Source organism: Vibrio sp. SCP2 (assembly GCF_059295395.1).
Genome location: NZ_JCAFVV010000010.1, coordinates 89,551 through 110,407, shown reverse-complemented (window position 1 = coordinate 110,407; position 20,857 = coordinate 89,551). Strand labels below are relative to the sequence as shown.

General features: G+C 45.1%; 20 protein-coding genes. 12 read left to right on the top strand and 8 right to left on the bottom strand.

What is annotated here, in order from left to right; translation table 11 throughout:
- The first annotated feature begins 1 nt into the window (after position 1).
- Entirely contained in the window at positions 2-535 is a 534-nt protein-coding gene (locus tag AC5O63_RS19785; RefSeq protein WP_494506023.1) for a lipocalin family protein, read from the top strand.
- 44 nt (positions 536-579) lie between these two features.
- On the opposite strand, the gene AC5O63_RS19780 is transcribed toward AC5O63_RS19785, so the two are convergent.
- Both AC5O63_RS19780 and fdhD read right to left on the bottom strand, forming a co-directional pair.
- Complete coding sequence (locus AC5O63_RS19780; RefSeq protein WP_494506022.1) at positions 580-2,472, bottom strand: methyl-accepting chemotaxis protein; 1,893 nt, start codon at positions 2,470-2,472, stop codon at positions 580-582.
- 174 nt (positions 2,473-2,646) lie between these two features.
- A complete protein-coding gene (gene fdhD / locus AC5O63_RS19775; RefSeq protein WP_494506021.1) occupies positions 2,647-3,465 on the bottom strand; it encodes a formate dehydrogenase accessory sulfurtransferase FdhD in 819 nt (272 codons plus the stop codon).
- 243 nt (positions 3,466-3,708) lie between these two features.
- On the opposite strand from fdhD, the gene AC5O63_RS19770 reads away from it, so the two are divergent.
- The 11 genes from AC5O63_RS19770 to cobB all read left to right on the top strand — a co-directional run bounded on the left by AC5O63_RS19770 (position 3,709) and on the right by cobB (position 14,826).
- Entirely contained in the window at positions 3,709-4,173 is a 465-nt protein-coding gene (locus tag AC5O63_RS19770) for a DUF3305 domain-containing protein (protein WP_494506020.1), read from the top strand.
- Positions 4,163-4,684 (top strand): DUF3306 domain-containing protein, encoded by a 522-nt coding sequence (locus tag AC5O63_RS19765; protein ID WP_494506019.1) that lies wholly within the window; start codon positions 4,163-4,165, stop codon positions 4,682-4,684. Before AC5O63_RS19770 ends, AC5O63_RS19765 begins: the two co-directional genes overlap by 11 nt.
- A 177-nt stretch (positions 4,685-4,861) precedes the next feature.
- The gene (locus tag AC5O63_RS19760) at positions 4,862-6,523 is read left to right on the top strand and encodes a 4Fe-4S dicluster domain-containing protein (protein ID WP_494506018.1); all 1,662 of its coding nucleotides are present in this window, start codon (positions 4,862-4,864) and stop codon (positions 6,521-6,523) included.
- A 12-nt stretch (positions 6,524-6,535) separates the two neighbouring features.
- Positions 6,536-7,171 carry a TorD/DmsD family molecular chaperone gene (locus AC5O63_RS19755; protein WP_494506017.1) on the top strand — a complete coding sequence of 212 codons (636 nt, stop codon included), beginning with the start codon at positions 6,536-6,538 and terminating at the stop codon, positions 7,169-7,171.
- Positions 7,172-7,219: 48 nt separating this feature from the next.
- Complete coding sequence (locus AC5O63_RS19750; RefSeq protein ID WP_004745957.1) at positions 7,220-7,417, top strand: twin-arginine translocation signal domain-containing protein; 198 nt, start codon at positions 7,220-7,222, stop codon at positions 7,415-7,417.
- Positions 7,418-7,427: 10 nt separating this feature from the next.
- The gene (locus AC5O63_RS19745) at positions 7,428-10,283 is read left to right on the top strand and encodes a formate dehydrogenase subunit alpha (protein WP_494506016.1); all 2,856 of its coding nucleotides are present in this window, start codon (positions 7,428-7,430) and stop codon (positions 10,281-10,283) included.
- Between the two features lie 11 nt (positions 10,284-10,294).
- A complete protein-coding gene (fdh3B, locus tag AC5O63_RS19740) occupies positions 10,295-10,903 on the top strand; it encodes a formate dehydrogenase FDH3 subunit beta (RefSeq protein ID WP_004745954.1) in 609 nt (202 codons plus the stop codon).
- Between the two features lie 14 nt (positions 10,904-10,917).
- The gene (locus tag AC5O63_RS19735) at positions 10,918-11,985 is read left to right on the top strand and encodes a formate dehydrogenase subunit gamma (RefSeq protein WP_494506015.1); all 1,068 of its coding nucleotides are present in this window, start codon (positions 10,918-10,920) and stop codon (positions 11,983-11,985) included.
- The gene (locus AC5O63_RS19730; protein WP_004745951.1) at positions 11,969-12,385 is read left to right on the top strand and encodes a hypothetical protein; all 417 of its coding nucleotides are present in this window, start codon (positions 11,969-11,971) and stop codon (positions 12,383-12,385) included. Before AC5O63_RS19735 ends, AC5O63_RS19730 begins: the two co-directional genes overlap by 17 nt.
- A gap of 314 nt (positions 12,386-12,699) precedes the next feature.
- Positions 12,700-13,920, top strand: a complete 1,221-nt coding sequence (locus AC5O63_RS19725) for an ammonium transporter (protein ID WP_494506014.1) — start codon at positions 12,700-12,702, stop codon at positions 13,918-13,920.
- A gap of 168 nt (positions 13,921-14,088) precedes the next feature.
- A complete protein-coding gene (cobB, locus tag AC5O63_RS19720) occupies positions 14,089-14,826 on the top strand; it encodes a Sir2 family NAD+-dependent deacetylase (protein WP_239825833.1) in 738 nt (245 codons plus the stop codon).
- A gap of 17 nt (positions 14,827-14,843) precedes the next feature.
- On the opposite strand, the gene AC5O63_RS19715 is transcribed toward cobB, so the two are convergent.
- The 6 genes from AC5O63_RS19715 to potA form a co-directional block, all read right to left on the bottom strand.
- Positions 14,844-15,626 carry a GGDEF domain-containing protein gene (locus AC5O63_RS19715; protein WP_494506013.1) on the bottom strand — a complete coding sequence of 261 codons (783 nt, stop codon included), beginning with the start codon at positions 15,624-15,626 and terminating at the stop codon, positions 14,844-14,846.
- Positions 15,627-15,721: 95 nt separating this feature from the next.
- On the bottom strand, positions 15,722-16,759 hold the full coding sequence (locus AC5O63_RS19710; RefSeq protein WP_494506012.1) for an extracellular solute-binding protein: 1,038 nt from the start codon (positions 16,757-16,759) through the stop codon (positions 15,722-15,724).
- Positions 16,760-16,945: 186 nt separating this feature from the next.
- Entirely contained in the window at positions 16,946-17,980 is a 1,035-nt protein-coding gene (locus AC5O63_RS19705; protein ID WP_494506011.1) for an extracellular solute-binding protein, read from the bottom strand.
- 119 nt (positions 17,981-18,099) lie between these two features.
- The gene (gene potC / locus AC5O63_RS19700; protein ID WP_494506010.1) at positions 18,100-18,870 is read right to left on the bottom strand and encodes a spermidine/putrescine ABC transporter permease PotC; all 771 of its coding nucleotides are present in this window, start codon (positions 18,868-18,870) and stop codon (positions 18,100-18,102) included.
- Positions 18,870-19,730 carry a spermidine/putrescine ABC transporter permease PotB gene (gene potB / locus AC5O63_RS19695; RefSeq protein WP_494506009.1) on the bottom strand — a complete coding sequence of 287 codons (861 nt, stop codon included), beginning with the start codon at positions 19,728-19,730 and terminating at the stop codon, positions 18,870-18,872. The genes potC and potB overlap by 1 nt, the downstream gene beginning before the upstream one ends.
- Positions 19,711-20,844, bottom strand: a complete 1,134-nt coding sequence (gene potA / locus AC5O63_RS19690) for a spermidine/putrescine ABC transporter ATP-binding protein PotA (RefSeq protein ID WP_004745939.1) — start codon at positions 20,842-20,844, stop codon at positions 19,711-19,713. Before potA ends, potB begins: the two co-directional genes overlap by 20 nt.
- Positions 20,845-20,857: the final 13 nt, after the last annotated feature.

The window sequence follows — 20,857 nt, the reverse complement described above, 5'->3', positions numbered from 1 at the left end:
TATGAAGATAACATTTAAAACGGTTCTATTACTTAGTACGGTTTTCACTTTGACCGCTTGCTTGGGAATGCCAAAGTCAGTGACACCTGTTGGTGATTTTGAACTCACTAACTATCTTGGTAAATGGTATGAGATAGCTCGTTTAGACCATTCTTTTGAACAAGGGCTTACACAAGTTACCGCGGAATACAGCTTACGCGATGATGGCGGGGTAAAGGTCATTAATCGCGGGTATAACAGCGAATCCCAACAGTGGGAAGAGGCTGAAGGAAAAGCGTACTTTGTCGATGCGAAGAACCAAGGGTACTTAAAAGTTTCCTTTTTCGGCCCCTTTTATGGTTCCTACGTGGTGTTTGAATTAGAACGTAGTAACTATGATTATGCGTTTGTGTCTGGCCCCAACAATGAGTACTTATGGTTATTAGCTCGGACACCAACAGTTAGTGATACTGTAATAGAGAAGTTTAAAACCATGTCCAAAGAGCGAGGGTTTAACACTAACGATTTGATCTTTGTCGAACAGCCTCAAAGTTAGGTAAACCAAGAGCCTCCGCAGAGGCTCTTTTTATAAGTCTGCGACTAGTACTTAAATTGCGCGACGATTTTCTCAAGTTTGTGGCTAACTCCTGATACTTGCTCACTGCACCTTACAGAGCCAGACACCACCTCAAAGGTGTTGCCCGCCAGATGCGCAATTTCAGTGATATTGCGATCAATTTCAGCAGAGACCATTGATTGCTCTTCTGAGGCAGTCGCAATTTGCGTGTTCATGTCAAACATTTCGCCAATCTGCTCACTGATACCTTCAATGGCTTCCACCACTTTATGAGTGTGTTCGTTGGTCGTTCTTGCCTGAGCTGCGCTTGTTGCCATTTGATTGGCCGTTTGCGAAATACCCTGAGTCAGTGACTGAATCGTTGATTCGATTTGATGAGTAGAATCATTGGTCATTAATGACAGCTGGCGCACTTCATCCGCCACCACGGCAAAGCCTCGACCACTTTCACCCGCTCTAGCTGCCTCTATAGCGGCGTTAAGTGCAAGCAGGTTGGTTTGTTCCGCAATGCCTTGAATCGTAGAAACCACCTGATTGATTTCGCGACTTTGCTCTTCAAGTGATACAACGTGGGTTTGAGACTCTTCGATACTTGCCGCTAACACATCAATTCGGTCCCCTGTTGCATGTGTCATATCTAGCGCATTCTGTGCTTCTGTCTTCACTCGCTCAGCATTGTGCGCAGCAGACTCAATATTCGCGGTGATCTCATTCGTCGTCATGACCAATTCGTTGACGGCGGTCGCGACAGACTCTGATTCCAGCTTCTGCTGCTCGGCGTTCTTCATACTTTTCGAAGCCGCTTGTTCTGAGCTACATGAGCTTTCACTTAGCACTTCCATCACCGACGCGACATCTTTTATATGCGTGTGTAGCTGGGTGACAAAGGTATCGAAAGAGTTGGCTAACTGTGCTAGTTCATCGTTACCTTTAGCGTTCATCCTGACGGTGAGATCGCCGCTGCCAGATGCAATATCTTTCATTAAGATGTTAATGATTTTGATCCGTTTAAGGATACTTCTACCAATCATAAACAGCAGTAAAGAGAGTAGGGTAACCATGACTAAGCCGATTATTTGCAGCTGCTGCTTAACTTGTACCGTCGCTAATGATATTTCTTGCACAATAGCAGACTGCAAAGAGGCAATTTCTTCTTCCGTATTATGAACATTGCTTCTCAATTGCCCCCGTAAACCTTCATTAGCACTGTAGCCTAGTAACGTTCTAGCATTGATCAGTTGATCCGCTTTTGAGCGATAGTTAAAGAAGTAATTCGCTAACGGTGGGTATTGCCCGACAGTCGATTCAAACTGACTTAGCGCATTGACCAGAAGAGTTTCACTCTCTTTCGATATATCGGATAGATAACGAAAATCCGCTTCCATTAACTCAAATAGGGCGACTTTTAAGTTAATGTCACGTTGCTCAACGGCCAATTGTCTTAGTTCAAGGCGAGCTTGCTCCAACTGATTGATATAACTTGTTTCGCTGCCTTTTCCTTCAAGCAGATTGACTTGATTAACCAGTTGATGGAACTGAGCTTGATATTGTTCAAGTGTCTGCGAAATTGTTTTGGTCGAAGAAGTGAAGTCAAGATCGTTGAGCACCAAGGTATTAGACAAGTCTGCAAGACGTGCCGTCATTTGATCAAATGTTGAATCGAATCGCTTTGGGTACTTAAGGTCTTTACGTGCTAAGAAGTCTTTCTCATGGCGTCTTAGCATCAATAGATCGACTTCACTGGCGAGGTTTTGACTCGCAGCATGCTCTAAGGACTGGAGTCGCTCAAGGCTAGAGTGTTCAACAAAGCCGTAGAGGCCAACAAAAATTAACAGCATGGCGTTAATGAGAAACAGTTTTGCGCGAATAGATAAAGCAAATCCTTTAGAATGCTGAGTGCCTGGAGAATCGTCCATGAACACCTCCCTGATAGCCTAGTGACGTCGGTAGCTTACTTATGTGACAATTTTATAAAATATTTATGACACATATATAAAACTAATAGCAGTGCACCGCGTCATTGCAAGTTTCGAGAGATAAAAAACGCATCCAGAGGATGCGTTTAATATGTGGTAGGAACGATGACTAGATTAGCCTTTTACGTCGAAAACAATCTTGCTGGCACCTGTAAAGACCTGAAAACGTAAACCTTTTGCACGAGCAATTGTGGTAATGCCAAACTTCTCAGCAAGCTCTAACCCCATTTGCGTAACACCAGAGCGAGATAACAAAACTGGTATCCCCATTTGCGCCACTTTAATCACCATTTCAGAAGTAAGGCGACCGGTTGTGTAAAAAATCTTATCTTCACCAGACTCCTGATTAAGCCACATTTCACCTGCCAACGTATCTACGGCATTGTGACGACCTACATCTTCAACGAAAGAGAGGACTTCATTACCTTTACACACCGCACAGCCATGAACCGCACCGGCCTTCTTATACGTGTCGTTGTAATGAGTTAACGCTTCCAACGCCGAGTAGATTTCAGATTGTTTGAGAGCGACTTGAGGAACTTGATAACCCTCAAGCTGCTTCATCACATTGCCATACATGGTACCTTGTCCGCAGCCAGAGGTGACTGTCTTTTTCTTGAGTGCGCTTTCTACTTGTTGAGTGTCTTCTTTAGTGATGACCGCTGCCGTATGCGTTTCCCAGTCTATAATGACAGACTCTAACGATTCAGGATCACTGATAAAACTCTGGTTCTTTAGATATCCGAGAACCAAGGATTCAGGTCGAGACCCTAGCGTCATTAAGGTTACGACTTCTTTCCAGTTCAGCATCACCGTGAGAGGGCGCTCACAGGCGATCTGCTTGGTCAACCTCTCACCATATTCATCGAACACTTCTACTTCGATCGTTTGCAAAGGGTTTTCACTGGTTTTAATAATGTTTGGTTTAACCACAGACGTTTCCTATCTAAATACTCAGTATTATTTTTGCTACTTGTTACTTGCAATTAGCGTTCCTATTTGTCGATCCTCTAATTTTTACAAACCAACGCCATCTCAGTCAGAGATTTCAACTAAATTGGTTGAATATAGAGCAAGTCAGTTATGGGTACAGATATTGCTTGCAGCATGAGCATATAACTCTATTTAAGTGATTTGTGTAAATCCATTAAATATCAAATTCGACGCTGGTGAACCATGTCAAAACATCAAACTGTGACTGAAAAAGTAGAAAAATCGGAAGAGCTTTGGCCAATTGAATGCCAACTCGTCGCACATGAAATCGCCACAGGCCTATGGACGACGACGCAATGGCAGTTAGTTTCATTCGACCTTACCCCAAATGAAACAAAGGCAACGGTTGCCTTGCTTCAATTGCATCGAGATGAGCGCACTGATTATCGATTTAACCTAAGTTCAAATCAGCCAAAATTGTTTTTGGTTCTAGATAATGTCGATTCTGATGAGACGCCAAACATCGTTACCCTCACAGCTTCGCAAAGTGTCGCAGGCCAGTATATGGATGGCGATTACTTGGTGCTTTCTAATGATATGCCACTCCCTGTTCAAGCGTGGATGGAAGCCTTTATTGGTCGTCACGGGGAGCTGCTCGAACAAAGACGCAAAAAACGTAAAGGGGCAGGTAGAGCAAGTGGCAACTAGTTTTTTTAATCGTTGGTCTAAAAAGAAGTTAGAAGGTGAAAATGCTTCTCAGAATGAGCCTTTAGTCGAGCTCGAGCAAGATGTCGTCGAAACCGAGTCAGAGACAGCAGGGGAGCCTGAAACCGCTTTAGAACCAAGTACTCAAGAGTTTGAAGCTGCGGAGCAACCTGAGACGAACATCGCCTCACTTCTCACGTCAGAAGCTGAGTCTTCGGTAAAAAAAGCGGCGCTAAGGAAGCTGTTCCTATCGGGTCAGTTTAGTGAAGTCGATGGCTTGAATGATTATGACCACGACTATAAAGCAGTAAAAAGCCTCTCTTCAGACGTTGCTGAAAAGCTTCGTGATTGGATGCAATCCGATGAAGAAGAGGTAGACAATAATACACAGGTGACAAGCAGTGATGATGACTTAGCTAAGCATGATGAAGTTGAAGAGCAAACGATAAGCGATTCATCGCAATCGATAGAAAGTACGGAAACAGTGGGACAAAATATACCACACAAAGAATAGGTACATTTTGACTAAATCATCAATTTACGGAGTGGGACAAATTGTCTCACTCCGTTTTTTTATTGTGTAATTGGTCATCGAATAACGATAAAGCATTGATTTAATGGGTATATAAAGTTGGTACAGCAATTGCTTTTACTCGCCTAAGTGAATATTCCGTTCTACTGGAACAGAGCAATGCTAAAAGAACTACTACAAGAATCAACATCAGCAAACGGAAAGGCGCGACGCTATACGTTTGAGAATACCGTTGAGCTAACTAATCTTATTCCACCAACCGTCAGCTATGAAAGTGGCGGTAATACACTCATAGTTGGCCCTACATCCATTATTGAGAGTGCCGCTGCTCAGTTAGAGCAGTTAAAGAGTGTCACCTTGCTTTCTACTGACGGCGAAAAAGGTGAGTCTAACAATCTCTATTTTGCTAGTTCAGTTCAAGTATCAGGTTTTCTAGGGACGTTTACTGTCGTTACCGAAAACAATGGTATCGAAAGTAATCTTGCGCAGGTCGCTATCAACCAGGATTGTTTCGATATCGTTCTAGACTTGTGCCTTAACAGCTGCATGAGTGAAGAAGTCCCAGTACCTGGTTATTACCCAGTAGGGCGTGGTTATCCAAAACTTGCAGAAGCGCTGGACGAGATCCCGACTCTGATGGGCACGTTTGATAAGCCCAAGTTCTTCCGTCTAGATACAGACTTATGTGCGCATAGTTCTCGCGGCGTAAAAGGGTGTGAGCGATGTGTTGATGCTTGTCCTGCCGGAGCATTGTCCAGTGAAGGTACAGATAAAACTGGGCATAGAATCGAAATTAACCCTTACCTTTGTCAAGGCGTGGGCACGTGTGCAACCGCATGTCCGACCGAGGCGATTCATTACGCGCTTCCTACTCCACAAGAAACCCAGAAATTCATAGAACGCACACTGGCAAACTATGAGCAAGCGGGCGGGCAAGATCCTATTGTTTTAATTTGTAGCTCACGCCATGAACAATACAACGTGATGGCGCTTAAAGCACTGCCAGATAATGTCGTTCCTGTTGTCGTAGAAGAGTTGCCTTCAGTTGGGATTGATTCGTGGTTTGCAGCATTAGTGAATGGGGCAACTCAAGTACTGTTTGCCGCCAGCCGTTTTATGCCAGAAACCATTCTGCGTGTCCTCAACAACGAAGTGGCCACTGCGCAAGAGTTACTGACTCAGCTAGGCATAGCAAAAGAGACCGTAGATATTCTTTATCTGGAATCGCTGAGAGAAGGGGCACCAACGCTTTGCACCGAATCTTTTGATTTGGCATTGGGCGATCTACAAGGGAATAAACGTCAACGTCTTTTCACCGCACTGGATTCTCTTGCACAAGCTCGTATTCCGGTTGAGAACATCGTAGAGCTGCCAGAAAGCGCGCCTTACGGAAATGTCAGCTGTGAAAGTAAAGATTGTACCTTGTGTATGAGTTGTGTCGCCGTTTGTCCTACCCGAGCACTACACACCGATGGTTCTTCTCCTTCACTTCAATTCGTCGAGCAAGACTGCATTCAATGTGGGCTATGTGCTAAAGCGTGCCCAGAACAAGTTCTGACTCTGACGCCTCGTATGAATTGGGACAAAGAGAGTCGCCAGCAAGCCCAAGTCATCCATCAGGAAAAAGCAGCCGAGTGTATACGCTGCCACAAACCTTTTGCACCGCAGTCTATGATTGAAATGTTACAAGATAAATTACGCGGTCACTCTCATTTTGCCGATGAAGCGGCTCTGAATCGTATTGCTATGTGTGAAGACTGCCGAGTGGTGGACATGTTTGAGTCCATGGCAGAAGACCCAACCAAACAATTGAATTATTAAGGCGTGAGTACGATGGATAATCAACAACAAACAATTCGTGCAGATATCTACCTACTGCTGTCAACGCTATACCGTCAGCAGCCATCAACTGAACTGATCGCTTTCCTGTCCCAACTTGAGACAGAGCAAGCCGAAAGTGCCATGCAGCTTGCTTGGCACAAAGTGAAATCAGCAGCAATCGAAAGCAGCCAAGAACAGCTAGAAGATGAATACCAAGAGCTATTTATCGGCATTGGTCGCGGTGAAGTCGTGCCTTTTGCTTCTTGGCACCTAACAGGGTCGCTAATGGAGAAGCCGCTTGCGTCTATTCGTCATGATCTTGGACTTCTTGGTTTGGAGCGAGAAGAACAAGTAAAAGAACCAGAAGATCACTTTTCGGCGCTCTGTGAAGTGATGTCGGTACTCACCGAAGAAGAGGAAGAGCTACAGCAAGTGTTCTTCAACAAACATTTAGGCACATGGTTCAGCTCTCTGGTTAAACAAGTAAAAGAAGCAAAGAACGCGAACTTTTACTTGGCCATAGCCGAACTGACGAACGCGTTTATGACTCTAGAGCAGGTGCGTTTCAGTGCCAATCTACAAAACAGCAAAACCAAATTAAAAATTGATGTGAAAAACGTGACTGAGTATGAGCAGCCTCAGCAATAACGTCTCACGTCGATAGCAATACCTACTAAAAAGGGTAAGGAAGCAATAATGAAAGATAATAAAGAGTTAAATCAAAGCCGTAGGGATCTTCTCAAAGGCTTAACGACCGCAGCAGTCGCTGGAGCCGTAGTCGCTGGCACTACCAAAGTGGCTAGCGCTGCAGAATCTGTAGAAGTGAAGCAAGACGAAAAGAAAACGGGTTATCACGAAACTCAACACATTCGTGACTACTACGAAACGCTATAGGAGCTAACCAATGAAATTAGTCAAACGCTCCGATAACGTGAGCAAAGAACAGAATCAGTTAGGTGTATCGAGACGTGCCTTCATGAAAAACAGCTCGCTTGCTGCTGGTGGCGCTGTCGTAGGCGCGAGTTTGTTTGCACCCGGCATGATCAAAAAAGCAGAAGCCAAAGCTGTTGATCCTAATGCAAAAACAGAGATCAGACGTACCATCTGTTCTCACTGTTCTGTTGGTTGTGGTATTTACGCTGAAGTTCAAAACGGCGTATGGACGGGCCAAGAGCCTGCATTCGACCACCCATTTAACGCTGGTGGACACTGTGCGAAAGGCGCTGCTCTACGTGAGCACGGACATGGTGAACGTCGCTTAAAGTACCCGATGAAACTTGAAGGCGGTAAGTGGAAGAAGCTTTCTTGGGATCAAGCGATAGAAGAGATCGGTAACAAGGTTCTCGATATTCGCAAAGAATCTGGCCCTGACTCTGTCTACTGGCTAGGTAGTGCGAAGCACAGCAACGAACAAGCGTATATGTTCCGTAAAATGGCGTCACTTTGGGGCACAAATAACGTCGATCACCAAGCGCGTATCTGTCACTCAACAACCGTAGCAGGTGTAGCAAACACTTGGGGTTACGGCGCGATGACTAACTCGTTCAATGACATGCATAACTGTAAGTCGATGCTATTCATTGGTTCAAACCCGGCAGAAGCTCACCCAGTTGCAATGCAGCACATCCTGATCGCGAAAGAGAAGAACAACTGTAAGATCGTTGTTGCTGACCCGCGTCGCACGCGCACTGCTGCAAAATCGGATCACTATGTCTCTCTTCGTCCTGGTTCAGACGTTGCTTTCATTTGGGGTATTTTGTGGCACGTTTTCGCTAACAAATGGGAAGACAAAGAGTTCATCCGTCAACGCGTATTTGGTATGGATGAAATCCGTGAAGAAGTTGCTAAGTGGAGCCCTGCAGAAGTCGAACGCGTCACTGGCGTGTCTGAAGCGGATGTTTACAAGACAGCTAAGCTACTTTCAGAAAACCGACCAGGGTGTGTGGTTTGGTGTATGGGTGGTACTCAGCACACCACAGGTAACAACAACACGCGTGCTTACTGTGTGCTAGAGCTTGCACTTGGCAACATGGGTAAATCGGGTGGTGGTGCTAACATCTTCCGTGGCCACGACAACGTACAGGGTGCAACAGACCTTGGCGTTCTATCTCATACACTTCCTGGTTACTACGGCCTATCTGATGGCGCTTGGAAGCACTGGTCGAAAGTCTGGAATCTAGAGCACAAATGGGTGCAAGATCGATTCGATCAAAATGAGTATCGCGGCAAGAAACCGATGAATAACATGGGTATTCCTGTGTCTCGTTGGATCGATGGTGTATTAGAAAACAAAGACAACATCGAGCAAAATGACAATATTCGCGCCATGTTCTATTGGGGCCACGCAGTAAACTCGCAAACTCGTGGCGTTGAAATGAAGAAGGCAATGCAAAAGCTGGATATGATGGTCATCGTTGACCCATACCCAACAGTTGCAGCGGTAATGAATGATCGTACCGATGGCGTTTATCTTCTACCTGCGACAACCCAGTTCGAAACATACGGCAGTGTGACGGCGTCTAACCGTTCTATTCAGTGGCGCGACAAGGTGGTTGATCCTCTGTTTGAATCAAAACCTGACCATGAAATCATGTACTTGCTGACCAAGAAGCTAGGTTTTGCGGATCAGCTGTTTAAGAATGTGAAGGTGGAAAACAACCAACCTGTAATCGAAGACATTACCCGTGAATTTAACCGCGGTATGTGGACAATCGGTTACACAGGTCAAAGCCCAGAGCGTCTAAAAGCTCACCAACAAAACTGGCACACATTCCACAAAACGTCACTAGAAGCTGAAGGTGGTGTTGCTCATGGTGAAACCTACGGCCTACCTTGGCCATGTTGGGGAACACCAGAAATGAAGCACCCTGGTACGCATATTCTTTATGATACGTCTAAGCCAGTGGCTCAGGGCGGCGGTAACTTCCGCGCACGCTTTGGCGTTGAATTTGAAGGCACTAATATCCTTGCCGAAGATAGCTACTCAAAAGGCTGTGAAATCGAAGATGGCTACCCAGAATTTAGCGACAAACTGCTGAAATCTCTTGGTTGGTGGGATGATCTTACCGCTGAAGAAAAAGCAGCAGCGAAAGGTAAAAACTGGAAGACAGACCTATCTGGCGGTATTCAGCGTGTTGCCATCAAGCATGGCTGTATTCCTTTCGGTAACGCGAAAGCGCGTGCTGTGGTTTGGACCTTCCCTGACCGCGTACCACTTCACCGTGAACCGCTCTACACACCACGTCGCGACCTTGTTGCGGATTACCCAACATGGGACGACAGCGAGTCTATCTACCGCCTACCAACCATGTACAAGTCGATTCAAGATAAAGATGTATCGGGTGAGTACCCAATCATCCTAACCTCGGGTCGTCTGGTTGAGTACGAAGGTGGTGGTGAAGAGACGCGTTCGAACCCGTGGCTAGCTGAGCTTCAACAAGAAATGTTTGTTGAAGTAAACCCGAAAGATGCCAATGACCTTGGCTTCAAAGATGGTGAAATGGTTTGGGTTGAGGGTGCAGAGAAAGGCCGCATCCATGTCAAAGCCATGGTCACGCGACGCGTTAAACCGGGTATGGCATTTATTCCATTCCACTTCGGCGGCAAATTCCAAGGTGAAGATCTGCGCGGCAAGTACCCAGAAGGCACTGACCCATACGTTATTGGTGAATCTGCCAACATCGCCACGACTTACGGCTATGACCCTGTCACGCAAATGCAGGAAACCAAAGTCACCCTATGTAACATTCGCAAAGCTTAAGGAGTCAACAAATGGCTAGAATGAAATTCCTTTGTGACACCAAGCGCTGTATCGAATGTAACGGCTGTGTCACTGCATGTAAGAACGAAAATGATGACGCGTTAGAGTGGGGTATCCAACGTCGCCGCGTCGTTACTTTGAACGATGGTGAACCGGGTGAGAACTCGATTTCTGTTGCTTGTATGCACTGTACCGATGCACCTTGTATGGCGGTTTGTCCGGCAGACTGTTTCGAGCACACAGAAGATGGCATCGTGCTACACAACAAAGATCTTTGTATCGGTTGTGGTTACTGCTTGTTTGCTTGCCCGTTTGGCGCACCACAGTTCCCTAAACAGGAAGCGTTTGGTGAACGCGGCAAGATGGACAAGTGTACCTTCTGTGCAGGTGGTCCTGAAACAGAAGCGGGCTCTGTTGAAGAGCGTCAGAAGTACGGTGCGAACCGTATTGCTGAAGGTAAGCTGCCAATGTGTGCTTCACTCTGTTCAACCAAAGCTCTGTTGGCAGGTGATGCTGAGAAGGTGTCTGACATCTTCCGTCAACGTGTTGTAGAGCGTGGTGCTAAAGGCGCTGGTTGGACAGACGGTAATGATCTGTCTTACGACGCAACGAAAAGCTAAGACTGGAGAGATTCATGTTTTCAATGTTTAAACGTGCATCTCTAGTAATGCTGTCAATGATGGCAGCATTACTCTTTGCTTTATCGCTGCCTGCGCATGCTGAGCAAAAAGAGTCTGAAGTTGCACAACGTGAAATGACCCAATTGGCAGGAGCCGATTTCTGGCGTCAAGTTCGTCAAGGCGAAGAGGGCTACACGACGTCTCAGTTCCCTGAGCATGGAATGCTAATTAGTACCCCAGGTCAAACTTGGTACATTTTGAAAGAGAAATGGATGTCACCAGCGGGAGCTGTGGCGATTTTCGGTAGTATCGCATTCGTTACCTTAATGTACATTGTGATTGGCCCACTCATGTTAAGTGCGCCAAGAACAGGTAAGAAGATCAAACGCTGGTCTCGATTGGATCGCGCCTTGCACTGGAGTATGGCGTTTACCTTCTTAACACTCGCGTTTAGCGGGCTGATGTTGGTTTACGGCAAACATTTCCTTAAGCCGTACATTCCGTCAGAGCTTTGGGGCTTCATCATCATGTTGGCGAAGCAATACCATAACTACATTGGCCCCATCTTTTACGTGTTACTGCTGTGTGTTCTGATTAAGTGGTGGCGTAAATCGATCTTTAAGAAAGTCGATATTGCTTGGTTTATGAAGCTTGGTGGTATGGTTGGCAAACACAAAGGTTCACATCCTTCGGCAGAGTTTTCCAACGCAGGTGAAAAAGCACTATTTTGGCTGCTTATTGTTGTGGGCTCTGTGGTTGCGCTTAGTGGTCTGGTGTTAGATTTCCCAATCTTTGGTCAGACACGCCGTGATATGGAGCTGTCTAACCTCGTTCATATGTTGGCGGCGCTCATTCTGATCTGTGGTTTTGTGTTCCATATCTATATCGGCCTGTTCGGTATGGAAGGTGCACTAGAAGGTATGGTCACGGGTGAAGTTGATGAAACTTGGGCGAAAGAACACCACGATCTTTGGTATCAAGAAATGATGGAAAAAGAGCGTCAAGAGCAGGGAGTAAGTACTGCGGAGAACAACTCTGATAACCAAGTAAAAGGAGCGCAAACAAATGAACAAACCTCATAAAGGTATTTGGGTTGCGTACATCCTAAGCTGCTTTACACCGTTTACCTGCTTGATTTCAGGTGTGATAGCCATCATTTATGCGGGATACCGTTTAGATAAGGGAGAGGATGGGGAGATCATTGACTCTCATTATTATGGGTTGATTCGAACCTTCTTCCTCAACCTAACTTACTTCGTTGTGTTGATCATTACGGTCGCGACGTCGAATGGTGTTCTTATTGGTGTGAATGACTATTGGTATAAGAGCCATCTGATTGATGACATTGCTTACTATATCCCTTACGTAGGCATGTTATTCGGTTTGATTGCCATTGCGTTCTGGTTTGTTCGTATGTTCCAAGGTATGAATAAGCTTAAAGAGAACCAACCATTTAGCTTCTCTAAAGGTCCAAACCTTTAAATTTGAACTTAATCTAGATAAGCCCTGAACATTCAGGGCTTTTTTTGCACCACAATAACCCTCCTCAATCTGGTGCGCTTATCCCCATAACCGTGCAGTGCTTCACCAAAGGTGTGCGTCCGATTCATTTAGCTGATTTCTAGCTACTAGATAAAATATCTATTATTCATAAGCTTAGTTCCAATTTATAGAATCATAACTTACTGGCATGTAACTTGCCGTATCAGTGCTTCAAGCAATATCACCAATGTGGTGAGCAACGTTATATGACGCACAGGAAAAGTGCGCGACAACAAAAATGGAGACTTACACGAATGAGCGTAACAGCAAGTCAGGTTCATGGAGCCGTTCAAACCCTGACTCAAAGTTCGGACACACTTTTTCTTCTTCTTGGCGCCATCATGGTGTTCTTAATGCACGCTGGCTTTGCCTTTTTGGAAGTTGGGACCGTAAGGCATAAAAACCAAGTTAACGCGTTAGTCAAAATCCTTGCTGACTTTGGTATCTCAGCGCTTGCTTACTTCTTTATTGGCTATTGGGTTGCGTACGGTGCTAACTTTTTCGCAGATGCTCAAACTTTGTCACAGGGTAACGGATACGAGTTAGTTAAATTCTTCTTCCTACTAACATTTGCTGCTGCTATTCCTGCCATTGTTTCAGGTGGTATCGCTGAGCGTGCACGTTTTTATCCTATATTAGTCGCCACATTCTTTACGGTCGGATTAGTTTATCCGGTATTTGAAGGCATGATCTGGAATGGTAACTTTGGCTTGCAAGCGTGGTTTGAGGCGCAATTTGGTTATGGCTTCCATGACTTCGCTGGTTCAGTCGTGGTACATGGCGTTGGCGGTTGGATAGCATTAGTTGCCGTTATCTTCCTCGGTATGCGTAAAGGGCGTATTAGAGCAGGGAAACACACCAACTTCGCACCTTCGAACATCCCATTTTTGGCATTGGGTGCATGGATTCTCTGCGTCGGTTGGTTTGGCTTTAATGTGATGTCGGCGCAAACATTGAATGGTATCAGCGGGCTAGTTGCCATGAACTCATTGATGGCGATGGTTGGCGGTATTGTTGCAGCGCTTATCGCGGGTAAAAACGACCCGGGCTTTATTCATAACGGTCCTTTAGCGGGACTTGTGGCGATTTGTGCCGGTTCTGACCTAATGCATCCTATCGGATCGCTCATTACCGGCGGCGTTGCGGGTGCGCTGTTTGTTTATCTGTTTACCTATCTTCAAAACAAAACCAAGATTGATGACGTACTTGGCGTATGGCCTCTGCACGGCATTTGTGGAGCGTGGGGCGGTATCGCAGCAGGAATCTTTGGTCAAAGCGCGTTAGGGGGCTTAGGGGGCGTGAGTTTTACCGTTCAACTACTTGGCACTGTTGCAGGTATTGCCATCGCAGTGATTGGCGCGCTCATAGTCTACGGAGTTATCGATAAAGTGTCTGGTTTGCGTTTATCAGAGGAAGATGAGTTTAACGGTGCAGACTTAGCCATTCATAAAATCTCAGCGACAAATGAAGACTAATCTTTCGCTCACTGAATAGATGAGGCAGCCAAGTTGGCTGCCTTTTTGTTTAACCTCACAAAAACTAGGTAAAACATTGCATATTTCGACCATGGTCTAACTTGCAGCGCTAGGGAAGAAGGAGAGTCGATGCTAAGCTAATCTCAAGAACACTAACAAGGAAGTAGTATGAATTTCCCGTATCGTAATGTCGTTATCTTAACTGGAGCTGGAATCTCTGCTGAGTCAGGTATCCAAACTTTCCGTGCTCAAGACGGTTTGTGGGAAAACCATCGAATAGAGGATGTTGCCACTCCAGAAGGTTTCGAGCGTAATCCTGATTTGGTTCAAGACTTTTATAACCAGCGCCGCCTAGGGCTGCAAGATCCTTCCATTGAGCCAAATGCCGCTCATATTGCGCTTGGTCAACTTGAAGAGCAGCTTGAAGGAACGGTCACCATTATCACGCAAAACATCGACAACCTTCATGAGCGTGGAGGAAGTAGCAATGTCATTCATATGCATGGTGAGTTGCTGAAGTCGCGTTGCAGTGAGTCTAATCAAGTCATCGAGGAAAAGGGCGAAATCAAAACAGGCGATCTTTGTCATTGCTGCCAGATCCCTTCGCAAATGCGACCTCATGTGGTGTGGTTTGGAGAGATGCCGCTAAGAATGGGCGATATTTATGCCTCGCTTGAAGCCGCAGACTTATTCGTATCAATAGGTACATCTGGGGTGGTCTATCCCGCAGCGGGCTTTGTCCATGACGCTAAAATGCATGGTGCGCACACGATAGAAATCAATCTTGAACCAAGTGCCGTTGAAAGTGAGTTCGAAGAGAAACGTTACGGCAGGGCAAGTATAGAGGTACCCAAGCTAGTCGAAGAGATCTTGGCTCTCCAGCAGCCAAACGTAAAACACGCATAATAACGCTCATTAAACTCTCAACGCTTGCGTTGAGAGTTCTTCATTCGGTACATCGCTTGATCGGTTTTTTCAAGCGCAAGACCAAGCTCGTCGATATTGGTTAATTCTATGCCGTAGCTAAATTTAATACTTTCACCTTTCAGCTCTAGTTTCAGTTTTTCAACAAACTTCGACCCTTGCGAGGGTTTCACCACAATAACAAATTCATCGCCACCAATCCTAAAGGCTTGATCATGTCTGCCTAAGACTTGGTTTATGGCTTGAGCCACTCGAATAATCATTAAGTCCCCAACTGCATGGCCTTTGGTGTCATTGACCAATTTGAGTCCATCAAGGTCAATATAGATAAGATCAAACAACTTTAATCTAATCGAGGAGAGTTTTTTGCGGTTATAAAGACCCGTTAACTCATCGATACAGGCTTCATCATTGATTTGCTTAATCAGCTTAGTAAAACCAAGCGCGATCAACAGGTAGGCAATTTGTAAGGTACCGTCTTCAATCATGGTATCAACAAGATCGTACTTGTCGGACAAAACATCGAGATAGGTGATTTCAGTGATGACATCATAAGCTTGATTAAAGATCAGCAGTAAGAAGCCATACTTGATAAAGCCGTTATCGAGAATGGTGTTGCGAGAGATAACAAAGATGAAGATAAGAACAAAAAGGGTATTGCTTTCAAACCACACATCATTGCGTGAATCGATGTAATCGCTGTGGGTTAAAAACGCGATAAGCGTAGAAATGGCAAACAGCAGGCATAATATGACCAGTATGACTCTATACCTTCTTTTCATCGCTTATCCTTAGCTAACGTTAAGAGGGGGCTCTCAAATACAAAAAAGAGCGGCTTCTTGCCGCTCTTTAAGTATATAACTGTTCTCTAAAGTTGTTAGTTATCAACTTTTAGCTTTTGGAAGTACTCGTCATAAAGCACACTTGCTTCACCCACTTCATCTTGCCACGTACCGCTATCCATCACTTCTTGAGGAGGGAAGATGCTTGGATCATTCGCAAACTCTTCAGGTAGTAGCTTGTGAGCTGTGGCGACTGGAGTCGGGTAACCAATCTCTAGTGCAATCTTAGCTGCGTTTTCTGGGCGAAGTAGGAAGTCGATCATCTTATGTGCAGCTTCGACGTTTTTCGCTTCAGCTGGAATCGCTAGACTGTCCATCCAGAAGATAGCGCCTTTTTCTGGCCATACGATGTCGATCGATGCACCTTCTTGGCGAGCCATGTAAGCAGAACCATTCCACAGCATACCTAGTGATACTTCACCCGCTAGATATGGGTTCGCTGGGAAATCAGAGTTAAATACTAATACGTTAGGCATCAGTTTTTTCAGCTCTTCGTAAGCGGCTTTGATTTCGTCTGGGTTAGTAGAATTTGGCGAGTAACCTAGTTTTGTCAGTGCAATATGGAAAACTTCGCGTGAGTCATCCATCAGCATGAGTTGACCTTCCCACTTGCTATCCCAGAAGTCATCCCACTTAGTCACTGATGATTTATCTAGCATGTCAGAGTTGATACCAATGCCTGTCGCACCCCAAATGTAAGGGATAGAGTAGTTGTTGTTTGGATCAAAAGGTTTGTTTAGGAAGTTGGTATCCAAGTCAGCAAAGTGCGTAAGTTTTGTCTTATCGATTTGCTGCAACATACCTTCTTTACGCATCTTAGAGACAAAGTAAGTAGACGGTACTACTAGATCGTAACCAGAACCTTGAGTCTTAAGCTTGGCGTACATGCTTTCGTTAGACTCGTAAGTTGAGTAGATAACTTTGATTCCAGTTTCTTTTGTAAAGTCTTCAAGAACTTCATTTGGAATGTATTCAGACCAGTTGTAGAAATAAAGCTCTTGATCAGCGGCCATTGCCGGCGCAGCGAATAGCGTCGCAGCACATAGTGCGCTTGCGTAGAATTTACTTTTCATCGGTTTTCCGTTTTATCTGTGTTTATCAGCACACAGTCACTCCGAACTGAGTACTCTGAAAAAACATGATTATTAAACTTGCTTGTCGTAGCGACAAACCTAGCAACGGGTAAGTATATCAGCCAAAACAAAAATAGGCAGCTACTGCTACCTATTTTTACATTCCGTCAATAACCTAGTGGAAAGTTACTGTCCTGCTTTGAGTTTCAAGAAATACTCTTCGTACTTAACGGTTAAATCACCGACTGAGTCCTGCCATTCAACGCGATCCAAATCTTCTTGAGAAGGGAATAGTGGAGCAACATCTTTAAACTTCGCGTTTGACTCTGCAACCGCGGTTAGATAGCCGGTGTCACGAGAAATTTGCTCAGCGATTTCAGGGCGGAGTAAGAAGTCGATCATCTTATGCGCCGCTGCTACGTTTTTCGCACCTGAAGAGATGGCAAAGTTATCAACCCAACCGATGCCGCCTTCTTTCGGGAATACTAATTTAAGGTTCATGCCTTCGTTTTGCGCCGCGGCCGCAGAGCCATTCCACAACATACCAACGCCCACTTCACCTGACATGTATGGTGCACCTGGGTTATCTGAGTTAAACACCAGCACGTTTGGCATTAGCTTTTGCAGTTCCGCGTAAGCTTCGTCGATCTGTTTAGGATCGGTTGAGTTACCTGAGTAACCCAGTTTGCGCAGCGCAATGTGGAACACTTCGCGCGTGTCATCCATCAGCATCAACTGACCTTCAAGCTCTGGGTTCCATAAGTCAGCCCAGCTTGTAAAGTCATTAGGGTCGTACATATCGGCATTGACGGCTAGACCAGTAATCGCAACAACATGCGGGATAGAGTAGTCGTTGTTCGGATCGTATGGCTTATCCAGATAGTTAGTGTCTAGGTTTTTGAAGTTATTCAACTTAGATTTGTCGATCTTCTGCAACATGCCTTCATCACGCATCTTAGCGACGAAGTAAGTGGAAGGAACCACTAAGTCATAACCTTGATTATGCGTTTTTAGCTTCGCGTATAAGGTCTCGTTAGACTCATAAGTTGAGTAGATAACCTTAATCCCCGTTTCTTTGGTGAACTGTTCAAGGATATTACTGTTGATGTAAGGTCCCCAGTTCATAAAGACGAGTTCTTTGTTTTCGTCCGCTGCCACTGAACCAGAGAACAGGGAAAGCGCACATGCACTACCAGCTAATAGAGTAGCCCATTTTTTCATTTACGTTAGCTCCAAACCAAACGTTGCCTTTCGCGCTAAGGGTGTCTGCGCTAATCAGCAGTAGATAGAAAAACAGAATGACTGATAGCCATTCTGTTTAGTGAATTACATGCTAAGTCTTATTTTACTTTTTCTCTGGCAAGTAGCTGAGAGGCAACCACCAAGATCAAAGAGACAATCAACATGACTGTTGCTAGGGCATTCACCTCAGGTGAAATTCCCACTTTAACCATCGAGTAGATTTTCAATGGCAAAATCTCATAGGTTGGCCCTGTGACGAATGAGCTGATAATCACGTCGTCCAGAGACAGGGTAAAGCTCAATAGCCAGCCCGCCGCCACTGCAGGTTTAGCCAGCGGTAGAATAATCTGTTTTAGAATGACCCATTCGCTTGCACCTAAGTCTTTAGCTGCTTCTAACATCTTCACGTCAAAGCCATTCAAGCGGCTGTATACCGTCACTACGACAAACGGCAAACAGAACGTAATATGTGCGATTAATAGCGTAAAGAAGCCCAGTTGAGCGCCAAGCACTAAGAACAACGCTAGCAATGAAATCGCCATTACAATGTCTGGTGACATCATCACCACGAACAGCATGCCATTTACCGCACCTTTACCTTTAAAGGTATAACGGAAGAGGGCAACCGCGGTTAAGCTACCAATAATGGTTGCAGCAGTAGCAGAGAACACCGCGACATTCAGTGAATGCCAAGCAGCCTGCATTAAACTGTCGTTGTTAACTAAGGTTTCGTACCACTTAGTGGTAAAGCCACCCCATTTCATTCCAAATTTATTGGCATTAAATGAGTTAACGATCAACACAACGATTGGTAGATACAAAAACGCATATACCAAGGTCATAAAGCTAAATCTAACTGTACGTCCCATCAGTCTAGCTCCACTTTCTTATTCAATAATTTACCTGCGCGATAGTAGGCATAAAGCATAATCGCCATCGCGATGGTTAGAGCAATACTGGTCGCCGCGCCGAACGGCCAATCTCGAGCATTCAGCACTTGGCTTTTAATCACGTTACCAATCAGCAAATTCTTCGCCCCGCCAAGTAGATCAGAAATGTAGAACATGCCAAGGGCTGGGAGTAGCACCAACAAACAGCCACCAATAATACCCGGCATCGTAAGTGGTAGAATAACCTTAGTGAACGTCTGAAACTTGTTCGCTCCTAAGTCCTTTGCTGCTTCTAGATAGGTGTGATCTAACTTCTCTATCGCAGAGTAGAGCGGCAAAATCATAAATGGCAGCAGAATGTAAACTAAACCAATCATTACTGCCGACTCCGTATACATAAGACGAATTGGTTTATCGATAATTTCTATTGCCATCAATGACTTGTTAAGAACGCCTTGTGTTCCTAAGACAATCTTCAAACCGTAAGTGCGGATCAGTGAGTTAGTCCAAAATGGCACAATCACCAAAAACAACATTACCGGACGCCACTTCTCTGGCATTTTCGCCACGATATAGGCAAATGGGTAGCCAATCACCAAACATAGCAAGGTCGCAATAATCGCCATGTAGAATGAATGCCAAAGCACCTTGGCGTAGAGAGGATCCATCAAGCGGATGTAGTTATCCAACGTGAAGGTCATCTCGATTAAGTTTGCTTCATCACGAGTTAGGAAACTGGTACCAATAATCATCACATTGGGTACCAATACAAAAAGCGTTAGCCAACCTACGATTAACGTGATGATCGCGTTCTGAAGACTAAACTTCTTGGCTTTCATTGAGTACTACCTCCCAACTTTCAACCCAAGTGATCGCCACTTTTTGACCTAGAGAGTGGTCGACATCAGGATCGTCTTCGTTGAAGAATTCGCTAACCATCACTCGCATACCCGATTCAAGTTCAATCACCGAATCCAAGGTCATGCCTTTGTATGTGCGCTCAGTAACGTGACCGACAATGCCTTTCTGCTCAGACTCTTTAATCTCTTCGATACGTAAGTCTTCTGGGCGAAGTAGTACTTGCAGTTTGTCACCGCTAGCGGCTGGTTTATCGTAGTAAACCACCGATTCAACACCTTCAATCTCAGCACGAATACGTTTCTCATCGATACGTTCAATCATGGTGGCGTTGAACACGTTGATTTCACCAATAAAGCGCGCAACAAATAGGTTTTTCGGCTCTTCGTAAATCTCACGCGGAGAACCGTCTTGCTCAACCACGCCGTCACGCATAACAATGATGCGGTCTGACATCGAAAGGGCTTCTTCCTGATCGTGGGTAACAAAGATAAAAGTAATACCTAGCTGACGCTGTAATTGCTTTAGCTCGATCTGCATTTGTTTACGCAGTTTATAATCCAGCGCAGACAACGACTCATCAAGCAGCAACACTTTCGGTTTGTTGACAACGGCACGTGCAATTGCGATACGCTGCTGTTGACCACCAGATAACTGATGAGGCTTACGCTGTGCCATTTTCTCAAGACGAACCATACGTAGTGCTTCCATTACACGAGGCTCAATATCGTCAGAAGGCACTTTTTGCATGCGTAGACCAAAAGCCACGTTTTCAAAAACCGTCATATGAGGGAAGAGTGCATAACTCTGGAATACAGTGTTTACATGCCTTTGCTCAGCAGGAACTTGAGTTACGTTTTGGTCAGCAAGGATAATTTCGCCTTTATCTGCGGTTTCAAAACCAGCAATCATCCTCAACACGGTTGTTTTACCACAACCAGAAGGGCCCAAAATCGTTAGAAACTCACCATGATTAACATCAAGGTTAAGATTTGCGATGATCTCCTTACCATCGAAACTTTTGCTAATTCCAGTCAGTTTAACTACTGGTTTTCCTGCATCTTGTTTAGCGTTCAACGTCTGTTTTTCTCCCACCTTGGTCACCGAT